Annotated in this window: 20 protein-coding genes; 4 read left to right on the forward strand and 16 right to left on the reverse strand. The window is 65.6% G+C overall.

The genetic code is table 11. The features are described from left to right. Window positions 1–83: 83 nt before the first annotated feature. Window positions 84–869 carry an ABC transporter permease gene (locus ML401_RS27525; RefSeq protein ID WP_285807606.1) on the reverse strand — a complete coding sequence of 262 codons (786 nt, stop codon included), beginning with the start codon at window positions 867–869 and terminating at the stop codon, window positions 84–86. Continuing rightward, window positions 869–1,687 (reverse strand): ABC transporter ATP-binding protein, encoded by an 819-nt coding sequence (locus ML401_RS27530; RefSeq protein WP_194403834.1) that lies wholly within the window; start codon window positions 1,685–1,687, stop codon window positions 869–871. The genes ML401_RS27525 and ML401_RS27530 overlap by 1 nt, the downstream gene beginning before the upstream one ends. A gap of 123 nt (window positions 1,688–1,810) precedes the next feature. Here ML401_RS27530 and ML401_RS27535 point away from each other — a divergent pair, with 123 nt between their 5' ends. Together ML401_RS27535 and ML401_RS27540 are read left to right on the forward strand one after the other, a co-directional pair. Then, complete coding sequence (locus ML401_RS27535; RefSeq protein ID WP_285807607.1) at window positions 1,811–2,593, forward strand: ABC transporter ATP-binding protein; 783 nt, start codon at window positions 1,811–1,813, stop codon at window positions 2,591–2,593. Next, window positions 2,590–4,149, forward strand: coding sequence for a glycine betaine ABC transporter substrate-binding protein (locus ML401_RS27540; protein ID WP_285807608.1), 1,560 nt, complete (start codon window positions 2,590–2,592; stop codon window positions 4,147–4,149). The genes ML401_RS27535 and ML401_RS27540 overlap by 4 nt, the downstream gene beginning before the upstream one ends. A gap of 119 nt (window positions 4,150–4,268) precedes the next feature. Here ML401_RS27540 and ML401_RS27545 read toward each other — a convergent pair whose 3' ends face one another. Next, window positions 4,269–5,981: a sulfatase-like hydrolase/transferase gene (locus ML401_RS27545; protein WP_211416359.1), complete on the reverse strand. Its 1,713-nt coding sequence runs from the start codon at window positions 5,979–5,981 to the stop codon at window positions 4,269–4,271. A gap of 238 nt (window positions 5,982–6,219) precedes the next feature. Next, window positions 6,220–6,873 (reverse strand): TetR/AcrR family transcriptional regulator, encoded by a 654-nt coding sequence (locus ML401_RS27550; protein ID WP_285807609.1) that lies wholly within the window; start codon window positions 6,871–6,873, stop codon window positions 6,220–6,222. Window positions 6,874–6,980: 107 nt separating this feature from the next. Here ML401_RS27550 and ML401_RS27555 point away from each other — a divergent pair, with 107 nt between their 5' ends. Further along, the gene (locus ML401_RS27555) at window positions 6,981–7,601 is read left to right on the forward strand and encodes a ferric reductase-like transmembrane domain-containing protein (protein WP_285807610.1); all 621 of its coding nucleotides are present in this window, start codon (window positions 6,981–6,983) and stop codon (window positions 7,599–7,601) included. Window positions 7,602–7,611: 10 nt separating this feature from the next. Here the strand turns inward: ML401_RS27555 and ML401_RS27560 are convergent, their stop codons facing one another. The 8 genes from ML401_RS27560 to miaA all read right to left on the reverse strand — a co-directional run bounded on the left by ML401_RS27560 (window position 7,612) and on the right by miaA (window position 15,646). Then, window positions 7,612–8,460, reverse strand: coding sequence for an SDR family oxidoreductase (locus ML401_RS27560; protein WP_285807611.1), 849 nt, complete (start codon window positions 8,458–8,460; stop codon window positions 7,612–7,614). A gap of 157 nt (window positions 8,461–8,617) precedes the next feature. Beyond that, window positions 8,618–9,637, reverse strand: a complete 1,020-nt coding sequence (ilvC, locus tag ML401_RS27565; RefSeq protein WP_194403842.1) for a ketol-acid reductoisomerase — start codon at window positions 9,635–9,637, stop codon at window positions 8,618–8,620. Window positions 9,638–9,771: 134 nt separating this feature from the next. Further along, complete coding sequence (locus ML401_RS27570; protein WP_285807612.1) at window positions 9,772–10,374, reverse strand: LysE family translocator; 603 nt, start codon at window positions 10,372–10,374, stop codon at window positions 9,772–9,774. Between the two features lie 7 nt (window positions 10,375–10,381). Next, the gene (locus ML401_RS27575; RefSeq protein WP_285807613.1) at window positions 10,382–11,272 is read right to left on the reverse strand and encodes an EamA family transporter; all 891 of its coding nucleotides are present in this window, start codon (window positions 11,270–11,272) and stop codon (window positions 10,382–10,384) included. Between the two features lie 47 nt (window positions 11,273–11,319). Then, window positions 11,320–12,015: a class I SAM-dependent methyltransferase gene (locus tag ML401_RS27580; RefSeq protein ID WP_285807614.1), complete on the reverse strand. Its 696-nt coding sequence runs from the start codon at window positions 12,013–12,015 to the stop codon at window positions 11,320–11,322. A gap of 3 nt (window positions 12,016–12,018) precedes the next feature. Then, window positions 12,019–12,561 carry an acetolactate synthase small subunit gene (ilvN, locus tag ML401_RS27585; RefSeq protein WP_028145447.1) on the reverse strand — a complete coding sequence of 181 codons (543 nt, stop codon included), beginning with the start codon at window positions 12,559–12,561 and terminating at the stop codon, window positions 12,019–12,021. Between the two features lie 24 nt (window positions 12,562–12,585). Beyond that, complete coding sequence (locus tag ML401_RS27590) at window positions 12,586–14,361, reverse strand: acetolactate synthase 3 large subunit (RefSeq protein ID WP_194403846.1); 1,776 nt, start codon at window positions 14,359–14,361, stop codon at window positions 12,586–12,588. Between the two features lie 328 nt (window positions 14,362–14,689). Further along, window positions 14,690–15,646: a tRNA (adenosine(37)-N6)-dimethylallyltransferase MiaA gene (gene miaA, locus ML401_RS27595; protein WP_285807615.1), complete on the reverse strand. Its 957-nt coding sequence runs from the start codon at window positions 15,644–15,646 to the stop codon at window positions 14,690–14,692. 11 nt (window positions 15,647–15,657) lie between these two features. Between miaA and serB the strand changes: the two genes are divergently transcribed. Then, window positions 15,658–16,563: a phosphoserine phosphatase SerB gene (gene serB, locus ML401_RS27600; RefSeq protein ID WP_285807616.1), complete on the forward strand. Its 906-nt coding sequence runs from the start codon at window positions 15,658–15,660 to the stop codon at window positions 16,561–16,563. 142 nt (window positions 16,564–16,705) lie between these two features. Here the strand turns inward: serB and ML401_RS27605 are convergent, their stop codons facing one another. The 4 genes from ML401_RS27605 to hflK all read right to left on the reverse strand — a co-directional run bounded on the left by ML401_RS27605 (window position 16,706) and on the right by hflK (window position 20,650). Then, entirely contained in the window at window positions 16,706–18,199 is a 1,494-nt protein-coding gene (locus ML401_RS27605) for a Do family serine endopeptidase (RefSeq protein WP_212067626.1), read from the reverse strand. Between the two features lie 142 nt (window positions 18,200–18,341). Further along, window positions 18,342–18,548: a DUF2065 domain-containing protein gene (locus tag ML401_RS27610; RefSeq protein WP_194403850.1), complete on the reverse strand. Its 207-nt coding sequence runs from the start codon at window positions 18,546–18,548 to the stop codon at window positions 18,342–18,344. A gap of 72 nt (window positions 18,549–18,620) precedes the next feature. Continuing rightward, on the reverse strand, window positions 18,621–19,517 hold the full coding sequence (gene hflC, locus ML401_RS27615) for a protease modulator HflC (RefSeq protein ID WP_194403851.1): 897 nt from the start codon (window positions 19,515–19,517) through the stop codon (window positions 18,621–18,623). Continuing rightward, window positions 19,514–20,650 carry an FtsH protease activity modulator HflK gene (gene hflK / locus ML401_RS27620; RefSeq protein ID WP_211416352.1) on the reverse strand — a complete coding sequence of 379 codons (1,137 nt, stop codon included), beginning with the start codon at window positions 20,648–20,650 and terminating at the stop codon, window positions 19,514–19,516. Before hflK ends, hflC begins: the two co-directional genes overlap by 4 nt. Window positions 20,651–20,803: the final 153 nt, after the last annotated feature.

Consider the following 20,803-nt stretch of genomic DNA (forward strand, 5'->3'; position numbering starts at 1 on the left):
TTGCATGGAGGTTTGACGCGTGGGCGCGCGTTCTATTCCGGCCGGTCGATCACATAAATGTCAGCTGTCGGGGGCGCGGCGGCCTAGCCGCGCCCGTCCACGGTCGGCCGCCAGACCAGCAGACGCCGCTCGACCAGCGTCACGCCGAAGTCGATCAGGATGACGAAGGCCGACAGCACGAACATGCCGGCGAACACGCCGGCGACGTCGAACACGCCTTCGGCCTGCTGGATGAGATAGCCGAGGCCCGCCGCCGATCCCAGATATTCGCCGACGACCGCGCCGACCACGGCGAAGCCGACCGAGGTGTGCAGCGAGGAGAACATCCAGGACAGCGCCGAGGGCCAATAGACGTGCTGCATCAACTGCCGCTCGCTCATGCCGAGCATGCGGCCGTTGTCGAGCACGGTGCGGCTGACCTCCTTGACGCCCTGATAGACGTTGAAGAACACGATGAAGAACACCAAGGTGACGCCGAGCGCGACCTTGGACCAGATGCCGAGGCCGAGCCACAGCGCGAAGATCGGCGCCAGCACCACGCGGGGCAGCGCGTTGACCATCTTGACGTAGGGGTCGAACACCGCGGCCACCAGCGGCTGGCGCGCGAACCAGAAGCCGATCAATACGCCACCAGCCGATCCGATCACGAAGGCCAGGATCGATTCCGTCAGCGTGATACCGAGATGCTTCCAGATCACGCCGGATGAGAACCACTTTACGATCTGACTGAAGACGTCGAGCGGGTTGGAGAAGAAGAACGGCGGCAGCAGGATCTTGCCGAACACGGGGACGGTCGACAGCACCTGCCACAGCACGATGCAGACGACCGCGACCAGGACCTGCAGCGCGAACAGCGTCGGACGCGACATCAGACCGCCTCCGCCGCTTGCGTGGATTGCGCGTAGCCCTTCATCACCTCGTCCTTGAGCACGCTCCATATCTCGCGATGCAGCTCGTGGAACTCCTTGTCCAGCCGCACCTCGAAGATGTCGCGCGGGCGGGCCAAGCCGACGCGCCAGTCGCCGATGATGCGCGAGGACGGACCAGCCGACATGATCACGACGCGGTCGGCGAGCGCGATGGCCTCTTCCAGATCGTGGGTGACGAACAGCACCGCCTTGCGGTCGGCGTTCCACAGATCGAGCAGCAGATTTCCCATCACTTGGCGGGTCTGTGCATCGAGCGGCCCGAACGGCTCGTCCATCAAGAGGATCTTGGGATCGCGGATCAGCACCTGTGCGAGCGCTACGCGCTTGCGCTGGCCGCCGGAGAGCATGTGCGGATAGCGGCCCGCGAAGGCGCCAAGGCCGACGGAGGTCAGCCATTGCTGCGCGCGCGGCAGCGCCTCGGCCCGCGGCGTGCCCTTGATCTCGAGCCCGATCGCGACATTGTCGAGCGCGGTCTTCCAGGGGAACAGCGCATCGGCCTGGAACAGGTAACCGGCATCCCGGTTCAGCCCCGCGAGCGGCTGGTCGAAAATCCTGACACTGCCGGCGGCCGGCTTCAGCAGCCCGGCCGCGACGTTGAGCAGCGTGGATTTGCCGCAGCCCGTGGGGCCGACAATGGCCACGAACTCGCCCTGCGCCACCGTGAGATGGGCCTTTTCCACCGCCGTATAGACCCGCCCGTCCCCGAGCCGGAACGCGACCTTGGCATCTTCCAGCGCCACCGCCGTGGGCGTCGACATATGCTTCCTCCGAATTTCGCTTGATGCCTTAGCCGCTCGCGCGCGCAAGTTCAATCAAGCCGCCAAGCGTGCTAGGCATGCCGTGCCCTCCAAGGGAGGGGAAGGAAGAATGAGCTGCGTCGAATGACTTCCAAGCCGACCATCAGCTACGCCCACGTGACCAAGCGGTTCGGCCCGCTGAGGGCTGTCGACGACGTCTCGCTCGACGTCGCCGAGGGCGAATTTCTGGCCATCGTCGGCGCCTCGGGCTCCGGCAAGACGACGCTGCTGCGGCTCGCCAACCGGCTGATCGAGGCCGACGGCGGCACCATCACGGTCGGCGGCGAGGACGTGCAAAACGTCGACCCGGTCGCGCTGCGGCGGCGGATCGGCTACGTCTTCCAGAGCGGCGGGCTGTTTCCGCATTTGAGCGTCGCCGACAATATCGGGATCACGCCAAAGCTGCTGGGCGAGCCGGCTTCGGCGGTCGACGCGCGGGTCGACGAGCTGCTGGAGCTGGTGCAGCTCGAGCGCGATGCGCATCGCGACCGCCTGCCGGAGGCGCTCTCCGGCGGCCAGCGCCAGCGCGTCGGGGTCGCGCGGGCGCTTGCGGCGAGGCCCCGCATCATGCTGATGGACGAGCCGTTCGGCGCGCTCGATCCCCTCACCCGCGACGCGCTCGGCGACGATTATCGCTCGCTGCATCGCAAGCTCGGCCTGACCACGGTGATGATCACGCACGACATGACGGAGGCGATCCTGCTCGCCGACCGCATCGCGGTGATGCGAGAGGGGAAGCTGCTCGCCCAGGGCACTCCCGCCGAACTGTCGCGGAGCAGCGACGCTTACGTGCTGGAGCTGTTACGCACGCCGCGCCGCCAGGTCGAGCGGCTGAACGCGCTGCTGCCGCAGGGCGGTGCGGCATGAGCTTGCTTGCCGATCCACGCTGGGGCGAGGCGCTGGGGCATCTGCCCGATTATCTCGGCAGCCATGTGCGGGTCAGTCTCGCCGCGCTCGCTCTTGGACTCGCCGTCAGCCTGCCGCTGGCCATCCTGACGCGCAACCGCCCGGCGCCGCGCGCCATCCTGCTCGCAATCGCCAGCATCGTGCAGACCGTGCCGGGCCTGGCGCTGCTCGCGCTGTTCTATCCGCTGCTGCTGCTGGCGGCATCCGTGACGCTGGCCTGGTTCGGCGTGTCCTTCTCGGCGTTCGGCTTCCTGCCCGCGATGCTCGCTCTGGCGCTCTATTCGATGCTGCCGGTGCTGCGCAACGGCATCACCGGGCTCAACGGCATCGATCCCGCGCTGATCGAGGCCGCCAAGGGCGTCGGCATGACCGCGCGGCAGTCGCTGATCATGGTCGAGCTGCCGCTGGCCCTGCCGGTGATGATGGCGGGCATCCGCACCGCCGCGGTGTGGGTGATCGGCACGGCGACGCTGTCGACGCCGATCGGGCAGACCAGTCTCGGCAATTACATCTTTGCGGGATTGCAGACCCAGAACTGGGTGCTCGTGCTGTTCGGCTGCTTTGCCTCCGCCCTGCTCGCGCTCGCCGTCGATCAGTTGCTCGGCCTGATCGAGGTCGGCCTGCGCCAGCGAAGCCGCGCTCGCACCGTGCTCGGTGCCTCCGGTATCGCGGCGCTAGTTGCGGCAACGCTGGTGCCGACCATGGGACGCTCGCCGCAAGGCTACGTCGTCGGTGCAAAAACCTTCGCCGAGCAATATGTGCTGTCGGCGTTGATGCGGGATCGGCTGCAGGCGGCGGGCCTCTCGGCCACGGCGCGCTCGGGCCTCGGCTCCAGCGTGATCTTTGGGGCATTGAAGGCCGGCGACATCGATCTCTGTGTCGATTATTCCGGCACGCTGTGGGCCAACCAGCTGCATCGCACCGACATCAAGCCGCGCGCCGAGCTGATCGCGGAGCTGAAGACGGCGCTGGCGAAGGACAACATCACGCTGCTCGGCGAGCTCGGCTTCGAGAATGCCTATGCGCTGGTGATGCCGAAGAAGCGCGCCGAGGCGCTCGGCGTCCGCACCGTCGCCGATCTCGCGGCCCATGCGCCGACGCTGTCGATCGCCGGCGATTACGAATTCTTCTCGCGCCCCGAATGGGCGGCACTGCAGAAAGCCTATGGCCTTTCGTTCCGCGCCCAGCGCCAGATGCAGCCGGACTTCATGTATGCGGCGGTGGCCAGCGGCGAGGTCGACGTCATCGCCGGCTACACCAGCGACGGCCTGATCGCGAAATACGACCTCGTCGCGCTCGACGACCCCAAGCGCGCGATCCCGCCCTACGATGCGATCCTGCTGCTCGCGCCGAAGCGCGCGGGGGACGAGCGGCTCAAGGCGGCGCTGCAACCGTTGCTCGGCAAGATCGATATCGCCACCATGCGCGAAGCAAACCTGCGCGCCAGCGGCAACGACGCGAACTCGTCGCCGGATGCGGTGGCGAAGTGGCTGTGGGAGAAGGTGAGCGGGCGATAGGGTGGGGTTGCGTAGGGCGGGCAAAGGCGCGTAAGCGCCGTGCCCACGTCCTTGGATAACGCGCGACAGGTAGTGGGCACGCTTCCGCTTTGCCCACCCTACGCACGTAGCTATCGGCGCTACAGCCCCCGGATCATTCCCGCGTCGATCAAGAGGCGGTTCAGCCGCCGCGCTTCGGCGCCGTCCCTGCAGGCGTAGAAGACGCCCTTGCAGCGGAGCATGATCTCCTTCTGCTCGGCAAAAGACGGGTCGAGCGGGATGCCCGCGGCCTCCTGGATGACCAGCGGCAGATAGGGGCCGTCGATCGTGTCCATCACGGCATCACTTTTCACCGGCTCGAAATTGACGGCATCGATCGCGTAATAGGTCGCGTAGAGGCGCGGATCGTAGGCGTCGAGCCTCTTGCCGATGGCGCCCTCGTCGAGCCCGGGCTCGAGGATCCCAGGCGCGAACTCCGGCTGATGATCGCCGTATCGCACGATCAGGAAGGGCTCGCCGGGGAATGTCTTCTTCAGCCCCGCGACGAACGCCTTGTACTGCTCGGCGCTCATCGCCTGCCGGCGCAGATATTCGTCGATGGACGCCACGTTGCCCGGCGCGCGCCAGTTCGGCAGCAGGTCGGGACGGAAGCGCGTCTCCCAGGGGAAATGATTGGCACCGAGATAGATGAAGGTGAACAGCGGCTTGTTCGGCGGCTGCTGGCCCATCAGCTGGAGCGCCTTGCCGTAGAAGAAGCTGTCGGGCTCGACATCCTTTGCGCCGAGATCCTTGGAGTCGAGGAAGCGTTCGACGCCGGTCGTCATCTGGAAGCTGCGCGCCGCCATGAAGCCGCCATAGGCAGGATAGAGCGACATCGTGTCGTAGCCGCAGCGGCGCAGCGCCAGCGGCAGGCCGCGCTCGACGCGGTTTGAAGCGATGCGTGTCACGAAATAGGCGAAGCGGCCGAACGAACGCGAGGAGAGTCCCGCGAGCACGTTGTATTCGGTGAACCAGCTCGGCCCGCCATTGCTTTCGGCGAGGAACGTGCGCTGCTTGCCGTCCCAGGATTTGAAGTGGCTGCCATAGCCCTGCGGCACCTTGATGCCGGCGGCGGCGCGGATGTCGAAGCTCGATTCATCATGGATCATGATGATGTTCGGCCGTCGGCCCGCGGGATGGCAGGAATCGACCAGCGGCATGTTGAGCCGCTCATTGCTGGCGGCGGCCGATTCCATGAAGCCGTATTGCACGAAATCGGAGACCGAACTGACGCCGGAGCGGAAGAACTTCGACAGATAGCCGTCGTCGTAATAGCCGCGCCAGGCCTCGTCGGGATGATAGAGCGAATAACCGACCAGTGCGGCGAGACAGGCCAGCTTGCAGGCGAGCGCGGGCAGGCGTCGGATGCGGAACGGATCGAGCCACCACAGCGCATACATCAGCGGCAGCGTGACGAAGCCGGCCAGGATCACCGACCAGCGCAAATTCGGGAAGATCGTGAACAGGAAGGCGACGGTGTCGCGGTCGATCATCATCAGGTCGATGAAGTTGACCGTCATCTGCACGACGTCGTGCTTCAGCCGCGACAGCAACACCAGCACGACCACCATGGTCAGCGACAGCGCGCCCGAGAGCGCCGGCCGGCGCAGCAATGCGATCCAGAAGAAGTTGAGGATGCCCCAGGCCAGCGCGAAGGAGAGGCGCGAGCCGAAATCGGTCTCGGTCTGGTACATCAGCGCGAGCGCGGCCAGATGCGGCGCGGCAACGGCGAGCAGCCGCCAGATGCCGAGCGCGGCGACGCTCGCCAGCACGGCGGTGGTGGCAGAAGGACCTGGATTGGGCGCGGACGCCATCGAGGACACGCAACTCTGGTCCGGTGCGGTGATGCCAAGCCGTCTGGCCGGCCCGAAACGACCAGGGCCTCCGGCGCAGCCGGAAGCCTGCACCATGTCATAAAACTGTAACGGAACGGTCAAGGACAGGCAACGCGTGTCGTGATCCGACCGGCGCTTAATCCTGGTGGGCGTCGAGGCGTCAGCGCTGCCCGACCCTCATGGTGAGGCGAGAGACCGGCGGCGGTTGCCCGCGGCGTCAGGATTTCGCGATGCCGGCGATGAACAGATCCAGCACGCCCTCCGCCATCCGCTCGATCTCGCTGGCCTCGACGCCCCAGCGCGGAAAGTGGCCGTCGAGATTCATCCTGGCAAAACCGTAAACCAGGGCGCGGCCGGCGACCTGAATGCGCTTGAGGTCCGCCGAGCGCAGCAGGCCCTGCTCCGCCGCGTCAGCCAGGATCCCCTCGGTCAGCGCGATCAGCTCGGCATTGTCGCGCGTCAGTTCCGCGGAGCTGCCATGGACGAAGTAACGTCCGGTGGAAATGATCTCGAAATGGGCGGGATTGCGCATGGCCCAGCGCAGGTAGGCAAGGCCGAAGGCACGGAAACGGGCGAGCGGCGCGGCGGCCGGGGCCGCGCTCAGGGCCGTGTCGATCTCGGCACGAAAACGCCGCTGCGCCTCCTCGGCCACTGCCGCCATCAGGGCGTCGCGGTTCGGAAAGTGCCGGAACGGCGCACCCGGCGACACCGCGGCCCGGCGCGCGGCCTCGCGGACCGAGACCTCCGCCCCTTCGGCCGCAAGCTGCAGCGCAGCATCGATCAGGACGCGGCGGAGGTCGCCATGGTGATAGGGCCGGGCCTGGCCTCTGGGGCGGCGGGCACGCGGCTTGGACGGTTGACGGGCGGGCATAGGCGCTTCCTAGCATCACCCGAACGTGAATGTAAGCAGCGATTACACCGTCGACCAATGCGCAGCATCGAAATGTAATCAGTGATTACATAACGGAGGGATGTCACATGTCGCAACGTCAAGGTTGGCACGAAGGCTGGCGGCTGCTGGCCGCCCTCGCCCTCAGTCTGGTGGTCCTCAGCCTGTGGATCGCTTCGATGCGGCAGTTCGAGGTCGAGGGCGTGCGGATGGTGATCCGTTTCACGGCGCGCAGCTCGCTGCTGCTGTTCTGCCTCGCCTTCAGCGCCGCAGCGCTGGCGCAACTGTGGCCCAATGGCTGGACGCGCTGGCAGCGCCGCAACCGCCGCTATCTCGGCCTCAGCTTTGCCGCGTCCCACGCCATCCACGCGGCCGCGATCATCCTCTTCGCCAACATGGACCCGGTCGACTTCGCGGCGGCCACCTCGCCCGTCTCCTACATCTTTGGCGGCATCGGCTATGCCGTCATCATCGCCATGGGCGCGACCTCATTCGACCGCACCGCCGCGCTGATCGGGCCGCGCGCCTGGCGGACACTGCATCTTGCCGGCGGTTATTATCTCTGGCTCCAGTTCATGGTCTCGTTCGGCAAGCGCGTGCCGGCGATGCCGCTCTATGCCGCGTTCCTCATTCCGCTCCTGATCGTGATGGCGGTGCGCATGATCGCGATGGCCCGCCATCCGCGCGGGCAGACCGTCGCGGCGGGCTGAAGCGCCCATCTTACTGCGGCAGGAATCCGAGCCGCTTGGCGATGATGCGATCGAGCGTCCGCTTCGGCAACACGCTCGCAATCAGATGCCGCATCGGGTCCGGGGTGATCTGATAGCGCACCTTCGGGCTCGCCGCGGTGAGCGCCTCGAACACGATCTCGGCGATCCGCTCCGCCGGCAGGCCCTTGGCGCCGAGGTCCATCATGAAGGCCATGACCTTGTTCAGCGCCGGCAGGTAGGGCGAGTTCTGGTAGACGGAGAGATCGATCTCCTCGGCCTTGCTCCAGATCGGCGTCTTCACCGCGCCAGGGGCGACGATGATGACGTCGATGCCGAACAGCATCAATTCACGGCGCAGACTTTCGGAAAGGCCTTCGATGGCATGCTTGGAGGTGCAATAAGGCGCCGACAGCGGATTGCCGTTCTTGCCCGCGACCGAGCTGATCATCACGATCCGCCCTTTCGGCCCCTTCAGCGAGGGGTCGGCGCCGAGCAGCGGCCCGAACGCCTGCGTCGCGATGACGGGGCCGATCACGTTGATGTCCATCTGGCGGCGAAAATCGTCCGCCGACAATTCGAGCACGGGGCCGGCGACCGCGACACCGGCATTGTTGACGAGGCCGGCCAACGTCTCGCCGCCCAGCGCCTCGCGGACCGTCCGCGCGGCCGCCAGCACGGCGGCTTCGTCGGTGACGTTGAACAGCAGAGGAGAGAAATTGCTGCCGAACTCGGCCGTCAGCCGATCGGCATCGGCCTGCTGGCGGACGCTGCCGAAGACGCGATAGCCGCGCCCGATCAGGAATTTTGCAGTAGCCCAGCCGATGCCGGTGGACGCACCGGTGACGACGACAGATCGCATGGTCCTCTCCCTCAGGTTCCCGCGATCATGCCTTGGATTGTGACCGGTGTCCCAGACAAGTGCAGCGAAGCGAGCGCAGAGCCGGGACCCAGGAGCCGCAACCCCGGACCAGCAGCGCACCACTTGCGTGTTGCGCTGCATCCGGGGGACGCAAAGCTTAGTTCTTGCTCTTGTCGACCAGCGCGCCCTTCTTGATCCAGGGCATCATGTCGCGGAGTTTCGCGCCGACTTCCTCGATCGGGTGCTGAGCGAGCTTGGCGCGGGTCGCCTTGAACGAGGTCTGGTTGACCTTGTTCTCGAGCATCCAGTCGCGGGCGAACTTGCCGCCCTGGATGTCGGCGAGAACGCGCTTCATCTCGGCCTTGGTCTCGGCGGTGACGATGCGCGGACCCGTGACGTACTCGCCGTATTCGGCGGTGTTGGAGATCGAGTAGTTCATGTTGGCGATGCCGCCTTCATAGATCAGGTCGACGATCAGCTTCACTTCGTGCAGGCACTCGAAATAGGCCATCTCCGGCGCGTAGCCGGCTTCGACCAGGGTCTCGTAGCCGCCCTTGATCAGCTCGACCAGGCCGCCGCAAAGCACGACCTGCTCGCCGAACAGGTCGGTCTCGCACTCTTCCTTGAAGGTGGTCTCGATGATGCCGGCGCGGCCACCGCCGACGGCCGACGCGTAGGACAGGCCGAGGTCATGGGCGTTGCCCGAGACGTCCTTGGCGATCGCGATCAGGCAGGGCACGCCGCCGCCGCGCTGATATTCCGAGCGCACGGTGTGGCCGGGACCCTTCGGCGCGATCATGAGCACGTCGAGGTCGGCGCGCGGGTCGAGCAGGTTGAAATGGACGTTGAGGCCGTGCGCGAACACCAGCGCCGCGCCCTTCTTCATGTTGTCGTGCAGGTGATCGCGATAGATGTCGCCCTGGAGCTCGTCCGGGGTCAGCATCATGACGAGGTCGGCCCATTTGGCGGCTTCGGCGACTTCCATCACCTTGAAGCCGGCGGCTTCCGCCTTCTTCACCGAGCCCGAATCCTTGCGCAGCGCGATGGCGACTTCCTTGACGCCGGAATCCTTCAGATTGAGCGCATGGGCATGGCCCTGGCTGCCATAGCCGACGATGGCGACCTTCTTGCCCTTGATCAGGTTCAGGTCGGCGTCGCGATCGTAATAAACACGCATAGGTCGTTTCCTCGTTCAGGGCCGAAAATCGGCCAATGGTCAGTGTCCGAAGGGTGAAATTTGCGGATTTCGGGGGCTGTCTAGAGCATTTCGGCCCCAGAGGGAAACCCGTTTCTGCATGGAAATCCGCGACATCATGCATCCATGAAAACGGGGTAGAGGGAGGCCAGCAGCAGGATCGCCATCAGAATATTGAAGGCGCGGACCAGCCGCTCCGAGGTCAGGACCGGCCGTAATGCGGAGCCGAACAGGGCCCAGACCACGGTCGAGACGGTGCCGACGATCAGGCTGATCAGGGTCTGGATCGCGATATTGAGCGGGAATTGGGCGATCGCCGCATAGGCGGTAATGGTGCCGATCACGATCACCCAGCCCTTGGCATTGATCCATTGGAACATCGCCGCGCCCCAGAAGGTCATCGGGCCTCGGCTATCTCCCTCCCCCGGCCTGGTCGGACCGGACATGGCGATCGCGGCGGCAAGATAGATCAGGTAGGCGGCGCCGGCATATTTCAGGATGGTCTGCAGGATCGGATAGGCCAGGAACACCGAGCCGAGCCCAAGGCCGACCGCGGCGACCATGAAGGCAAAGCCGAGGACGATGCCGACGATGTGCGGGATGGTGCGCCGGAAGCCGTAGGTGAGGCCCGACGACAACAGCATGATGTTGTTCGGCCCCGGCGTGAAATACATCACGACCATGAAGATGAGAAAGGCATAGAACAGCGACTGGGACATGCTCACCTCACGCCGTCTTCGGCGACGGTTCTTCGGGTAACGCGTTGGGCCGCTTCGCCAGCACCATGACGGCGATGCCGGCGATCACGGTCAGCATGCCGGCCAGCCGCAGGGGCCCGAACCGCTCGCCGAACACGATGCTCGAGGCCGCCGAGCCGACGAACGGCACCAGCAGTGCGAACGGCACCACCTGCGCGGCGGGATAGTCGCGCAGCAATCGGCCCCACAGCCAATAGGCGATGCTGGTGGAGATCGCCCCGATCGCCAGCAGGCAGATGAAGCCGGTGAGCGACATGTGGATCAGCGACTGGAGGGTCGGCGCCGGCCCGTTGACGACCAGCGCAAGCGCGAAGAGCGGCACCGCGGCCGTGAGGCACAGCCAGGCAAACAGATCGAACATCGGCGCGCCGCGCGCCCCGCGCAGCAGAAGATTGCCGATCGCAAAGCAGACCGGAGCGATCATCAACACCACAAAGGCCGCGACGCTGAAATCGTAGCCGACCGTGCCGCAGATCATCAGGAGGCCGATTGCGGCGATGCCGATGCCGAGCGTCTGCACCGGCGTCGGCCGCTCGCCGAATGCGATCGCGGCGAAGCCGATCGTGAACAGTGCCTGGCTCTGCACCACGACGCTGGTCAGCCCGACCGGCACGCCATGGGCGATGCCGTAGGCCTGGGACAGGAACTGGCCGAGGAACAGCGTGAAGCTGATCGCGATCAGGAGCGACCAAGCGACCTTGGGCTTCGGAATGAACAGGCACGGCGCCGCCGCAATGGCGAAGCGCATCGCCGTCATCAGCTCCGGCGAGAATTCGTCGAGCGCGATCCGGCTCGCCACGAAGGCAAGCCCCCAGATGATCGCCACCAGGAGGGCGATGAGGATATCGGCCGGCTTCATTGTTGTTCTCGGCTCTGCCCTGTCGTGCAGTCCTGTTGTTGTTCGTTTTAGCCTTGCTCGCCGGCTCTTGGTTTGCGCAGCAGATAGGTGCCGTGCATCGGTGCGTGGTAGTCGGCCGAGACCAGCGTGAAGCCGACGTCGGTCAGCATCCGCTCCATCACCCAGCCGAAGGTGGAATATTCGTCCCGCATATGCGTGACGACGCCCTCGCGTGAAAAGTCGTGGTTCTTGATCTGGAAATCGGCCCATTGCTCGACGTCGCGCTCGACCGCGTCCGGCATCGATGCGTAGACGATGTCGCGCAGATAGAACGTCGCGCCCGGCTTGAGCGCGCGAAAGATCCGCGACATCGCCACCGCCTTCCAGAAATCCGGCAAATGATGCAGCGTGAATTCGCTGACGATCAAATCGTAGGATTCCGGCCGATAGGCGAAGCTGAGCAGGCCTGCGGACTGGGTGCGCACGGGCGCCTTGCGATCGCGCGCATAGATCTCGGCAAGCGCCAGCATCGCCGGCGAGATGTCGATGGCGTCGACCTCGGCGCCCATCAGCGCCGCTTCGGTCGCCAGCACGCCGTTGCCGCAGCCGATATCGGCGATGCGCCAGCCGCGCTGGACTCCCAGCATTTTCAGCGCGGCGCGCGCCCGCAGATCGGCATCGTCGTGGGCGTCGTAGATCGAGGCCACAGCGGGCTCGATCCCCATCCGGTTCCGCTCGTTATAGTACCAGTCGCGCGCCAGCATGATTCACATCCCTTCAGGCCCGCGGCCGATCGCGGCAACGCCGGTGCGCGACACCTCGACGAGGCCGAGCGGGCGCATCAGGTCGATATATTGATTGATCTTGTCGGTATTGCCTGTGATCTCGAACACAAAGCTCTCGGTGGTGGCGTCGATCACCCGCGCGCGGAACGCATCCGCCAGCCTCAGTGCCTCGACGCGATGCTCGCCCTGCCCGCGCACCTTGACCATGGCGAGCTCGCGCTCGATCGAGCGCCGGGTCTGGGTCATGTCGACGACCTGGTAGACCGGGATCATGCGGTCAAGCTGGTTCTTGATCTGCGCGATCACCATCGGCGTGCCCGTCGTGACGATGGTGATGCGCGACAGATGCTTCTGGGCCTCGGTCTCGGAGACCGTGAGGCTTTCGATGTTGTAGCCACGGCCCGAGAACAGGCCGATGACGCGCGCGAGCACGCCGGGCTCGTTCTGCACGAGCACGGCGAGCGTGTGCGTCTCGTTCGGATCATGGCGCTCTTCGATGAAGTAGGCGGATGCGGGCTGGTTCATTGTCGTCCTCTCAAATCTCTCTCGTCACACCAGCGCCTTGCCGCCGGCGAACGCCTTCGCGGTCGCCTCGTCATTCGCCTGCTCCGGCAACAGCATCTCGTTGTGCGCCTTGCCGGAGGGAATCATCGGGAAGCAGTTTTCGAGCGCCGCGACGCGGCAGTCGAACAGCACCGGGCGTTTGACCGAGATCATTTCCTGGATGGCGCCGTCGAGATCGCCGGGCTTGTGCACCTGGATGCCGACGCCGCCATAGGCCTCAGCGAGCTTGACGAAGTCCGGCAGCGCCTCCGAATAGGAATGCGAGAGACGGTTGCCGTGCAGCAGCTGCTGCCACTGCCGCACCATGCCCATGTACTGGTTGTTCAGGATGAAGATCTTGATCGGCAACTCGTACTGCACCGCCGTCGACATCTCCTGCATCGTCATCTGCACCGAGGCATCGCCCGCGATGTCGATGACGAGGCTGTCCGGGTGTGCCACCTGCACGCCGACCGCGGCCGGCAGGCCGTAGCCCATCGTGCCGAGACCGCCCGACGTCATCCAGCGATGCGGCTCCTCGAAGCCGTAGAACTGCGCCGCCCACATCTGGTGCTGGCCGACTTCGGTCGTGATGTAGGTGTCCCTGCCGCGCGTCGCCTCGAACAGGCTCTGGATCGCGTGCTGCGGCAGGATGACGTCGTTGCTCTTCTTGTAATAGAGCGAGTTGCGGGCGCGCCATTGCGCGATCTGCTGCCACCACGACTTGATGTCGGGCCTCTTCGCCTCCGCCTTGAACACCTGCAGGATGTCGCCGAGGATGTTGCCGCAATCGCCGATGATCGGCACGTCGACGCGGATGTTCTTGTTGATCGAGGACGGATCGATGTCGATGTGGATCTTCTTCGAGCCCGGGGAGAACGCATCGACGCGACCGGTGATGCGGTCGTCGAAGCGCGCGCCGACGCATAGCATGACGTCGCAATCATGCATCGTCATGTTGGCCTCGTAGGTGCCGTGCATGCCGAGCATGCCCAGCCAGTTCTTGCCCGACGCGGGGTATGCGCCGAGGCCCATCAGCGTGGAGGTGATCGGGAAGCCGGTGACCTCGACCAGCTCGCGCAACAGCCTGGTCGCCTCGGGGCCGGAATTGATGACGCCGCCGCCGCTGTAGATCACGGGGCGCTTGGCGTTCGCGAGCAGCGAGACGGCCTTGCGGATCTGCGTCGCATCCCCCTTCACGCGCGGCGCGTAAGAGCGGTGCACGTCGGACTTGCGCGGCGGATGATAGGTGCCGGTCGCGAACTGCACGTCCTTGGGCACGTCGACCAGCACCGGGCCGGGACGGCCGGAGGTCGCGACGTAGAAGGCTTCGTGCAGCACTTTTGCGAGATCGTTGACGTCCCGCACCAGCCAATTGTGCTTGGTGCAGGGCCGCGTGATGCCGACCGTGTCGCATTCCTGGAACGCGTCGTTGCCGATCAGATGCGTCGGCACCTGGCCGGAGATGCAGACCAGCGGGATCGAGTCCATCAGCGCGTCGGTCAGCGGCGTCACCATGTTGGTGGCGCCGGGACCGCTCGTCACCAGCGCGACGCCCGGCTTGCCGGTCGAGCGCGCATAGCCTTCGGCGGCGTGGCCCGCGCCCTGCTCGTGACGCACCAGGATGTGCTGGACCTCGCTCTGCTGGAAGATCTCGTCATAGATCGGAAGCACCGCGCCGCCGGGATAGCCGAAAATGTCGGTCACGCCGTGATCGATGAGCGCGCGAACGATCATCGCGGCGCCGGTCATCTGGTTCGGATCGTGGCTCTTGTCGCTCATTGGCTTGCTCCGGATGCGCTGTTGTCAGCGGCTTCGTTCGTGTCGGGTTTGGGAAATAAAAAAGGCCCCGAAGAGGGCCCATGCACACCGCCTGTCATGTGGATGGCAGCTAGCCATCCCCGGCGGTGTGCCTGGGTACGACGGCGATAAGGAGTTTGGTAATAAAGTTACGCATGACAGGTGCCCGGCTTCCCAAAGGTTGCGCGAAACATAGCGGCCAAAGCCCGGATGTCAAGGCAATGCGGCCGTTCCCGCGCGATTTTGGCAGTGTAGCGGTGTTCCCCGGGTTCGGCGAGAGGTAAATTGGGGAACCCGGAGGGAAAGTGTGTCAGCCGCCGTCCCGCGCCGCCCTCACGACGGCCGCAAGCCACCCCCTCGCCTCCTCCGGCCTGACCCATGCAAAGTCCGGCAATTGGTGCCGGAACCAGGTGAATTGCCGCTTGGCGTAGTGGCGGGTGTCGGCGCGCCCGATGGTGGCGGCCTGCTCAAGGCTGAGTTCGCCGCGCAGATGCCGGATCAGGGCCGGCACGCCATGGGCCTTCAGCGCCGGCAGCAGCGGATCGAGCTGCCTCGCGGCGAGCCGCTCGACCTCCTCCAGCGCGCCGGCCTCCAGCATGGCATCGAAGCGGGCATCTATCCGGGCATAAAGCGCGTCGCGCTCGGGCGCGAGGAAGATGGCGCTAAAACTGTCCTTGGGCAGCAGCGGCGGCTGGCCCTCCCGGTGCCAGTCGAGCAGCGACCGGCCGGTCGCTTCAATCACTTCGAGTGCGCGCGCGATGCGGGTGCGGTCTCGCAGGTTCAATCGCTCCGCGGCGCGCGGATCGCGAGCGGCGAGTTCCGCATGCAGCGCCTCCGCCCCGTTCCGCTCCAGCCGCGCGCGGACGTCCTCGCGCACCTCGGCAGGAATGGGCGGCACCACCGAGAGTCCCGCCGTTAGCGCCTTGAAATAGAGCCCGGTGCCGCCGATGAAGATCGGCAGGCAGCCTTCGGCGCGCGCCTCGTCGAGCGTCTTTGCCGCATCAGTCACCCAGGCCCCGGCCGAAAAATTCACGGCGGCATCGACATGGCCGTAGAGACGGTGCGGAGCGCGCGCTTCCTCATCCTGTGTCGGCCGTGCCGTGATGATGCGCAGGTCGCGGTAGACCTGCATGGAATCGGCATTGATGACGATACCGCCGGTGGCGAGCGCGAGCTCCAGCGCCAGCGCCGACTTGCCGCTGGCGGTCGGTCCTGCGATAAGCACGGCCTCGCCAACGGGCCTTCTGCCGACTTGCTCCTCGCTCACGAAAACCTCAAATGTCCCTCGTCGCCACGCTGATCTGCAACCCCGACAATCCCGCGCTCGATTCCACCATCGTCGACGGGGCCCGCGCCGTGCTGCCGCAGGCATCGCCCGCACACTGGCTGTTCGACGGCGTCGCGGTTGATATCCCCTTCGGTGCCGACAGTAACCTCGAAGCCGACCGCCACGCCATCGAGCAGCGGCTGCGCGAGCTGCGCGGCGACCTGCCCATCGACATCGTGGTGCAGCCTGTCGGCTTCAGGCGCAAGAAGCTTTTTCTCGCCGACATGGATTCCACCATGATCGGCCAGGAATGCATCGACGAGCTCGCCGATTTCGTCGGGGTGAAGGCGCATGTCGCCGCCATTACCGAACGCGCCATGCGCGGCGAGATCGAGTTCGAGCCGGCGCTGCGCGAGCGCGTCGCGCTGCTGAAGGACCTACCCTCCAGCGCGGTCGACGAAGTGCTGGAAAAGCGCATCACGCTGACCCCGGGCGGCCGCGCGCTGGTCGCGACCATGCGGGCCAACGGCGCCTATACCTGCCTCGTCTCCGGCGGCTTCACGCTGTTCACGACCGCGGTCGCGGCCAAGATCGGCTTCCAGGAGAACCGCGCCAACGAGCTCGTCGTGCGCGACGGCAAGTTCACCGGCGAGGTGAAGGAGCCGATTCTGGGCCGCGCGGCGAAGCTCGCGACGCTGGTCGACCTGATGGAATCGTTCGATCTCGACGACATCGACTCGGTCGTGGTCGGCGACGGCGCCAACGATCTCGCGATGATCCAGGCGGCCGGGCTCGGCGTTGCCTATCACGCCAAGCCGGCGGTTGCGGCGGCGGCGGCCGCGCGGATCGATCATGGCGATCTCACCGCGCTGCTCTATGCGCAGGGGTACAAGCGTGAGGAGTTCGTGGAGGGGTAGCCACCTCCCCTCCGCCGTCAAAACCCGCGAAGGCGGGTGATCCAGTGTTCCAGAGACAGAGCGGGGATACGGGGAGACCGCGGCGTACTGGATGCCCCGCTTTCGCGGGGCATGATAGCGAGTGTGGAGCGAAAAGCCTGCCTTACTGCACGCTCAACGCGACGAAGCGCAGCTCGCCGTCGGCATTGGAGACCAGCAGCAGCACCGATTTCTTGCCGTCCTTCTTGAGCTGATCGACCCGCTTCTGGATGTCGGCACCGCTCGAGACCGCTTCCTGCGCAACCTCGACGATGACGTCTCCGGCCGAGAGGCGCTTCTCCGCGGCGTCGGAATTGGCGTCGACATTGGTGACGACCACGCCCTTGACGCTGTCCTTGATCTTGTAGCGCGTACGCAGATCCTTGTTCAGCGCGGCGAGATCGAGGCCGAGGGCCTTCTGCGTCACCGGCTTTTCCGGCGCCGGCTCGTCGGTCTTCACCGTGGCCTGCACCTTCTCGGGATCCTGGAGGCGGCCGAGGGTGACTTTCTTGGTCTGCTCCTGGCCCTTGCGGATGATGACCACGTCGACCTCCTTGCCGACCGCCGTGTCGGCGACGACGCGAGAGAGGTCCTTCGGATCCTTGACGTCCTTGCCGTCGAACTTGACGACGACGTCGCCCGGCTCGATGCCGGCCGGCTTGGCCGGGCCCTTGTCGTCGACGCCCGCAACCAGCGCGCCGCGCGCAGGCTTGATGTTGAGGCTCTCGGCGATCTCGTCGGTGACGCTCTGGATGCGCACCCCGAGCCAGCCGCGGCGCAGCTCGCCGAACTGGCGCAGCTGATCGACGACGCCCACGACCGTCTTCGACGGCACGGCGAAGCCGATGCCGATCGAGCCGCCCGATGGCGAGATGATCAGCGTGTTGACGCCGATGACGTCGCCATCGAGGTTGAACAGCGGACCGCCGGAATTGCCGCGGTTGATCGAGGCGTCGGTCTGGATGTAGCTGTCGTAGGGTCCCGAGGAGATGTCGCGGTTCTTGGCGGAGACGATGCCGGCGGTCACCGTGCCTCCCAGGCTGAAGGGATTGCCGATCGCGACCACCCAGTCCCCGAGGCGCAGCTTGTCGCTGTCGCCGAACTTCACCGCGACCAGCGGCTTCGGCGGCTTGATCTTGAGCACGGCGAGATCGGTCTTCTTGTCGACGCCGACCAGCTCGGCCTTGATCTTGGTGCCGTCGTTGAGGATGACGTGGATCTCGTCGGCATCCGCGATGACGTGATTGTTGGTGACGACGACACCCGCGGTGTCGATGATGAAGCCGGACCCGAGCGAGTTGGTCTTCTTCGGGGCGCTGCCGTTGTCGCCGCCCTTGCTGCCGCCGGGGCCCCTGCGGTTCTTGAAGAAGTCGTCGAAGAACTCTTCGAAGGGCGAGCCGGGCGGCAGTTGCGGCATGGTGTTGCTGCCACCGCCCTTGGCTTCGACGGTCTGCGAGGTCGAGATGTTGACGACCGCGTCGATCACCTTCTCGGCGACGTCGGCAATGCCATCCGGTCCGCGCGCCTCTGCCGGCGTGCCGAACACGCTGAAAGCACTGACGACGAGCGCGGCCAGCCCTAAACGCAAGCGGGTCGGGGCAATGGTGGCAGCGGGCATTGGGATCTCCAGAGAAAAGGATTCGGGTCCAGACTGCGCTCGAACGGGGGGACGGCGCAAGCACGGAGCTTAACGGCCTCAAGACCCCGATAATACGGCGAAAACCCGTCTTTCGGCTTCACTTTGGCGTTGGTCCGAGGGTCTAGACCGGACGCCGCATCACCCAGATCAGGATCAGGCCGGCGACCGCCGAACCGATCCCGACCACCCGCAGGATATTGTCCGGCGTGGCGATGGCGCTCTTCATGGCCTTGCGCATCCAGTTCGGACTGGCCGCAAACATCAGGCCTTCCAGCACGAACAGGATGCCCAAGCCGATGAGGAAATCGGAGAACGCAATGGACCTCATCGGATTGGAACCTCCCGTGACGCTGTTTTCGTTTGGACGAAGGGCGGCGAGATTCGCCGCCCTCTATCTAGCTTACGGCTTCGCCGGCGTCTCGGTGGCCATCTTGCCGGACGGGTTGCTGAAGTACCGGAAGAAATCCGAGTCCGGCCGCAGCAGGAAGCGGGTATCGTTCGACTTCAGGCCGTTCTCATAGGCGGTCATCGACCGGTAGAAGGCGAAGAAGTCGGCGTCCTTGCTGTAGGCTTCCGCAAACAGGCGGTTGCGCTCGGCATCGCCTGCACCGCGGGTCTGCTCGGCCTGCGAGTTGGCTTCCGCGATGATCACGGTCGCCTCACGGTCGGCCTTGGAGCGGATCTCCTGGGCCTTCTGGCCGCCCTGCGCGCGGAACTCGGCCGCTTCGCGCTCGCGCTCGGTCTTCATGCGTTGATAGACCGCCTGGCTGTTCTGCTCCGGCAGGTCGGCACGGCGGATCCGGACGTCGACGACCTCGATGCCGTAGCCGTCGGCCTCGTGATCGAGCTGATCGCGGATGCGCTGCATCAGCTTCTCGCGGTCGTCGCGCACCACGTTGATGAAGGTGACTTCGCCGAGCACGCGGCGCAGCGCCGCGTTGAGGAGCGTGGTGAGCTGGATGTTCGCAGCCTGGATCGAGCCGACGCTCTGATAGAAGCGCAGCGCGTCCTTGATGCGGTAGCGCGCGAAGGCATCGACCACGAGCCGCTTCTGGTCGGACGCGATCGCTTCCTGCGACGGGTTCTCCAGGTCGAGAATCCGCTTGTCGATGTTGATCACCGAATTCCACGGCGCCTTGAAGTGCAGGCCGGGGGCGGTGACGACGTCGACGGGCCGGCCGAACTGCAGCACGATGGTCTGCTCGGTCTGCTGCACCGTGAACAGCGACATGTAGCCGACGACCACGACGAACAGGAGCGCGATCAGCGTGACAAAACCTGTGACCGGAGACCTCATCGGTTGCCTCCGCTCGACTGCGGACCGGTGGTAGGCGGCCGCTTGGTGGTCAATTCGCCCAGCGGCAGATAGGGCACGATGCCCTGGCCCGAAGAGCCGCCGTCATAGACGAGCTTGTCCGCGCCGCCGAGCACGCGCTCCATCGTCTCCAGATAGATTCGTTCACGCGTCACGTCGGGCGCCTTCTTGTATTCGTCGTACACCTTCAGGAAGCGCGCGCTCTGGCCCTTGGCCTCGGCGACCGCCTGCTCCTTGTAGCCTTCGGCGGCCTGCTGAATCTGCGCCGCCCGTCCGCGCGCCTGCGGCACGACTTGGTTGGCGTAGGTCTGCGCTTCGTTCTGCAGCTGCTCGAGATTGGCGCGCGCCGCCTGGACGTCGCGGAAGGCGTCGATGACCTGCGCGGGCGGGTCGACCTTCTGCATCTGTACCTGGCTGATCTGGATGCCGGCCCCGTAACTGTCCAGCGTCTTCTGGATCAGCTCCTGGACGCCCTGCTCGGTAACGTTGCGCGCACCGGTCAGGATCGGCTGGATCTGCGATCGGCCGATCACCTCACGCATCGCGCTTTCGGCGACCGCCTTCACGGTGCCTTCGGGGTTCTGAATGTTGAACAGGAAATTGCCGACACCGTTGGGCTTGATGCGCCACAGCACGGTGAAATCGACGTCGACGATGTTCTCGTCGCCCGTCAGCATCAGGCTCTCTTCCGGCACGTCACGGATGGAGCGGCCGCGACGTGCGGGATCGTCGATCAGCGTCATGCCGATCGAGATGGTGTTGACGCGCAGCGCCTTGGGCAGCAGCACGGTCTCGATCGGATAGGGCAGATGATAGTTCAGGCCCGGGTCCACGGTGCGGACGTGCTTGCCGAAGCGCAGCACGACGCCCTGTTCTTCGGACTGCACGCGGAAGAAGCCCGACAGCAGCCAGAACGCGATGATGAGCAGGATGATCAGCGTGATGCCGATGCCGGAGAAATAGCCGCCCGGCATGATCTGCTGGAGGCGATCCTGGCCGCGGCGCAGAAGGTCTTCCAGATCCGGCGGCCTCGGCCCGACCGGTTGCGGGCCTGAGCCCCATGGTCCCTTTGGACCCGAGCCCCATGGGCCACCGCCCTGATTCTTCCACGGCATTCGACGCTCTCCTCGGCAGGGTGGAATTGCCCCCGCCCGCTTTGTCCGGTCCGGCTTTATAGGGGACAGGCAGGTCCCTTACAACGCAGCCCTGACCGTCTTCCGAGCTATGCTCGGGCACGAAAAAGTCAATGTAAACATTGACGAAAGCGG

Origin of the sequence: Bradyrhizobium sp. 62B (genome assembly GCF_030272265.2) — a bacterium.
Taxonomy (GTDB): domain Bacteria; phylum Pseudomonadota; class Alphaproteobacteria; order Rhizobiales; family Xanthobacteraceae; genus Bradyrhizobium.

What these genes read in the sequence shown, in the direction of transcription:
- ML401_RS27550 (WP_285807609.1), bottom strand. Translation starts at nt 6,873, where the DNA reads ATGCCCGCCCGTCAACCGTCCAAGCCGCGTGCCCGCCGCCCCAGAGGC.
- ML401_RS27545 (WP_211416359.1), bottom strand. Translation starts at nt 5,981, where the DNA reads ATGGCGTCCGCGCCCAATCCAGGTCCTTCTGCCACCACCGCCGTGCTG.
- ML401_RS27560 (WP_285807611.1), bottom strand. Translation starts at nt 8,460, where the DNA reads ATGCGATCTGTCGTCGTCACCGGTGCGTCCACCGGCATCGGCTGGGCT.
- ML401_RS27555 (WP_285807610.1), top strand. Translation starts at nt 6,981, where the DNA reads ATGTCGCAACGTCAAGGTTGGCACGAAGGCTGGCGGCTGCTGGCCGCC.
- hflK (WP_211416352.1), bottom strand. Translation starts at nt 20,650, where the DNA reads ATGCCGTGGAAGAATCAGGGCGGTGGCCCATGGGGCTCGGGTCCAAAG.
- ML401_RS27580 (WP_285807614.1), bottom strand. Translation starts at nt 12,015, where the DNA reads ATGCTGGCGCGCGACTGGTACTATAACGAGCGGAACCGGATGGGGATC.
- ML401_RS27525 (WP_285807606.1), bottom strand. Translation starts at nt 869, where the DNA reads ATGTCGCGTCCGACGCTGTTCGCGCTGCAGGTCCTGGTCGCGGTCGTC.
- ML401_RS27530 (WP_194403834.1), bottom strand. Translation starts at nt 1,687, where the DNA reads ATGTCGACGCCCACGGCGGTGGCGCTGGAAGATGCCAAGGTCGCGTTC.
- ilvC (WP_194403842.1), bottom strand. Translation starts at nt 9,637, where the DNA reads ATGCGTGTTTATTACGATCGCGACGCCGACCTGAACCTGATCAAGGGC.
- ML401_RS27535 (WP_285807607.1), top strand. Translation starts at nt 1,811, where the DNA reads ATGACTTCCAAGCCGACCATCAGCTACGCCCACGTGACCAAGCGGTTC.
- ML401_RS27575 (WP_285807613.1), bottom strand. Translation starts at nt 11,272, where the DNA reads ATGAAGCCGGCCGATATCCTCATCGCCCTCCTGGTGGCGATCATCTGG.
- ML401_RS27605 (WP_212067626.1), bottom strand. Translation starts at nt 18,199, where the DNA reads ATGCCCGCTGCCACCATTGCCCCGACCCGCTTGCGTTTAGGGCTGGCC.
- ML401_RS27570 (WP_285807612.1), bottom strand. Translation starts at nt 10,374, where the DNA reads ATGTCCCAGTCGCTGTTCTATGCCTTTCTCATCTTCATGGTCGTGATG.
- ML401_RS27610 (WP_194403850.1), bottom strand. Translation starts at nt 18,548, where the DNA reads ATGAGGTCCATTGCGTTCTCCGATTTCCTCATCGGCTTGGGCATCCTG.
- ML401_RS27590 (WP_194403846.1), bottom strand. Translation starts at nt 14,361, where the DNA reads ATGAGCGACAAGAGCCACGATCCGAACCAGATGACCGGCGCCGCGATG.
- hflC (WP_194403851.1), bottom strand. Translation starts at nt 19,517, where the DNA reads ATGAGGTCTCCGGTCACAGGTTTTGTCACGCTGATCGCGCTCCTGTTC.
- ilvN (WP_028145447.1), bottom strand. Translation starts at nt 12,561, where the DNA reads ATGAACCAGCCCGCATCCGCCTACTTCATCGAAGAGCGCCATGATCCG.
- serB (WP_285807616.1), top strand. Translation starts at nt 15,658, where the DNA reads ATGTCCCTCGTCGCCACGCTGATCTGCAACCCCGACAATCCCGCGCTC.
- ML401_RS27540 (WP_285807608.1), top strand. Translation starts at nt 2,590, where the DNA reads ATGAGCTTGCTTGCCGATCCACGCTGGGGCGAGGCGCTGGGGCATCTG.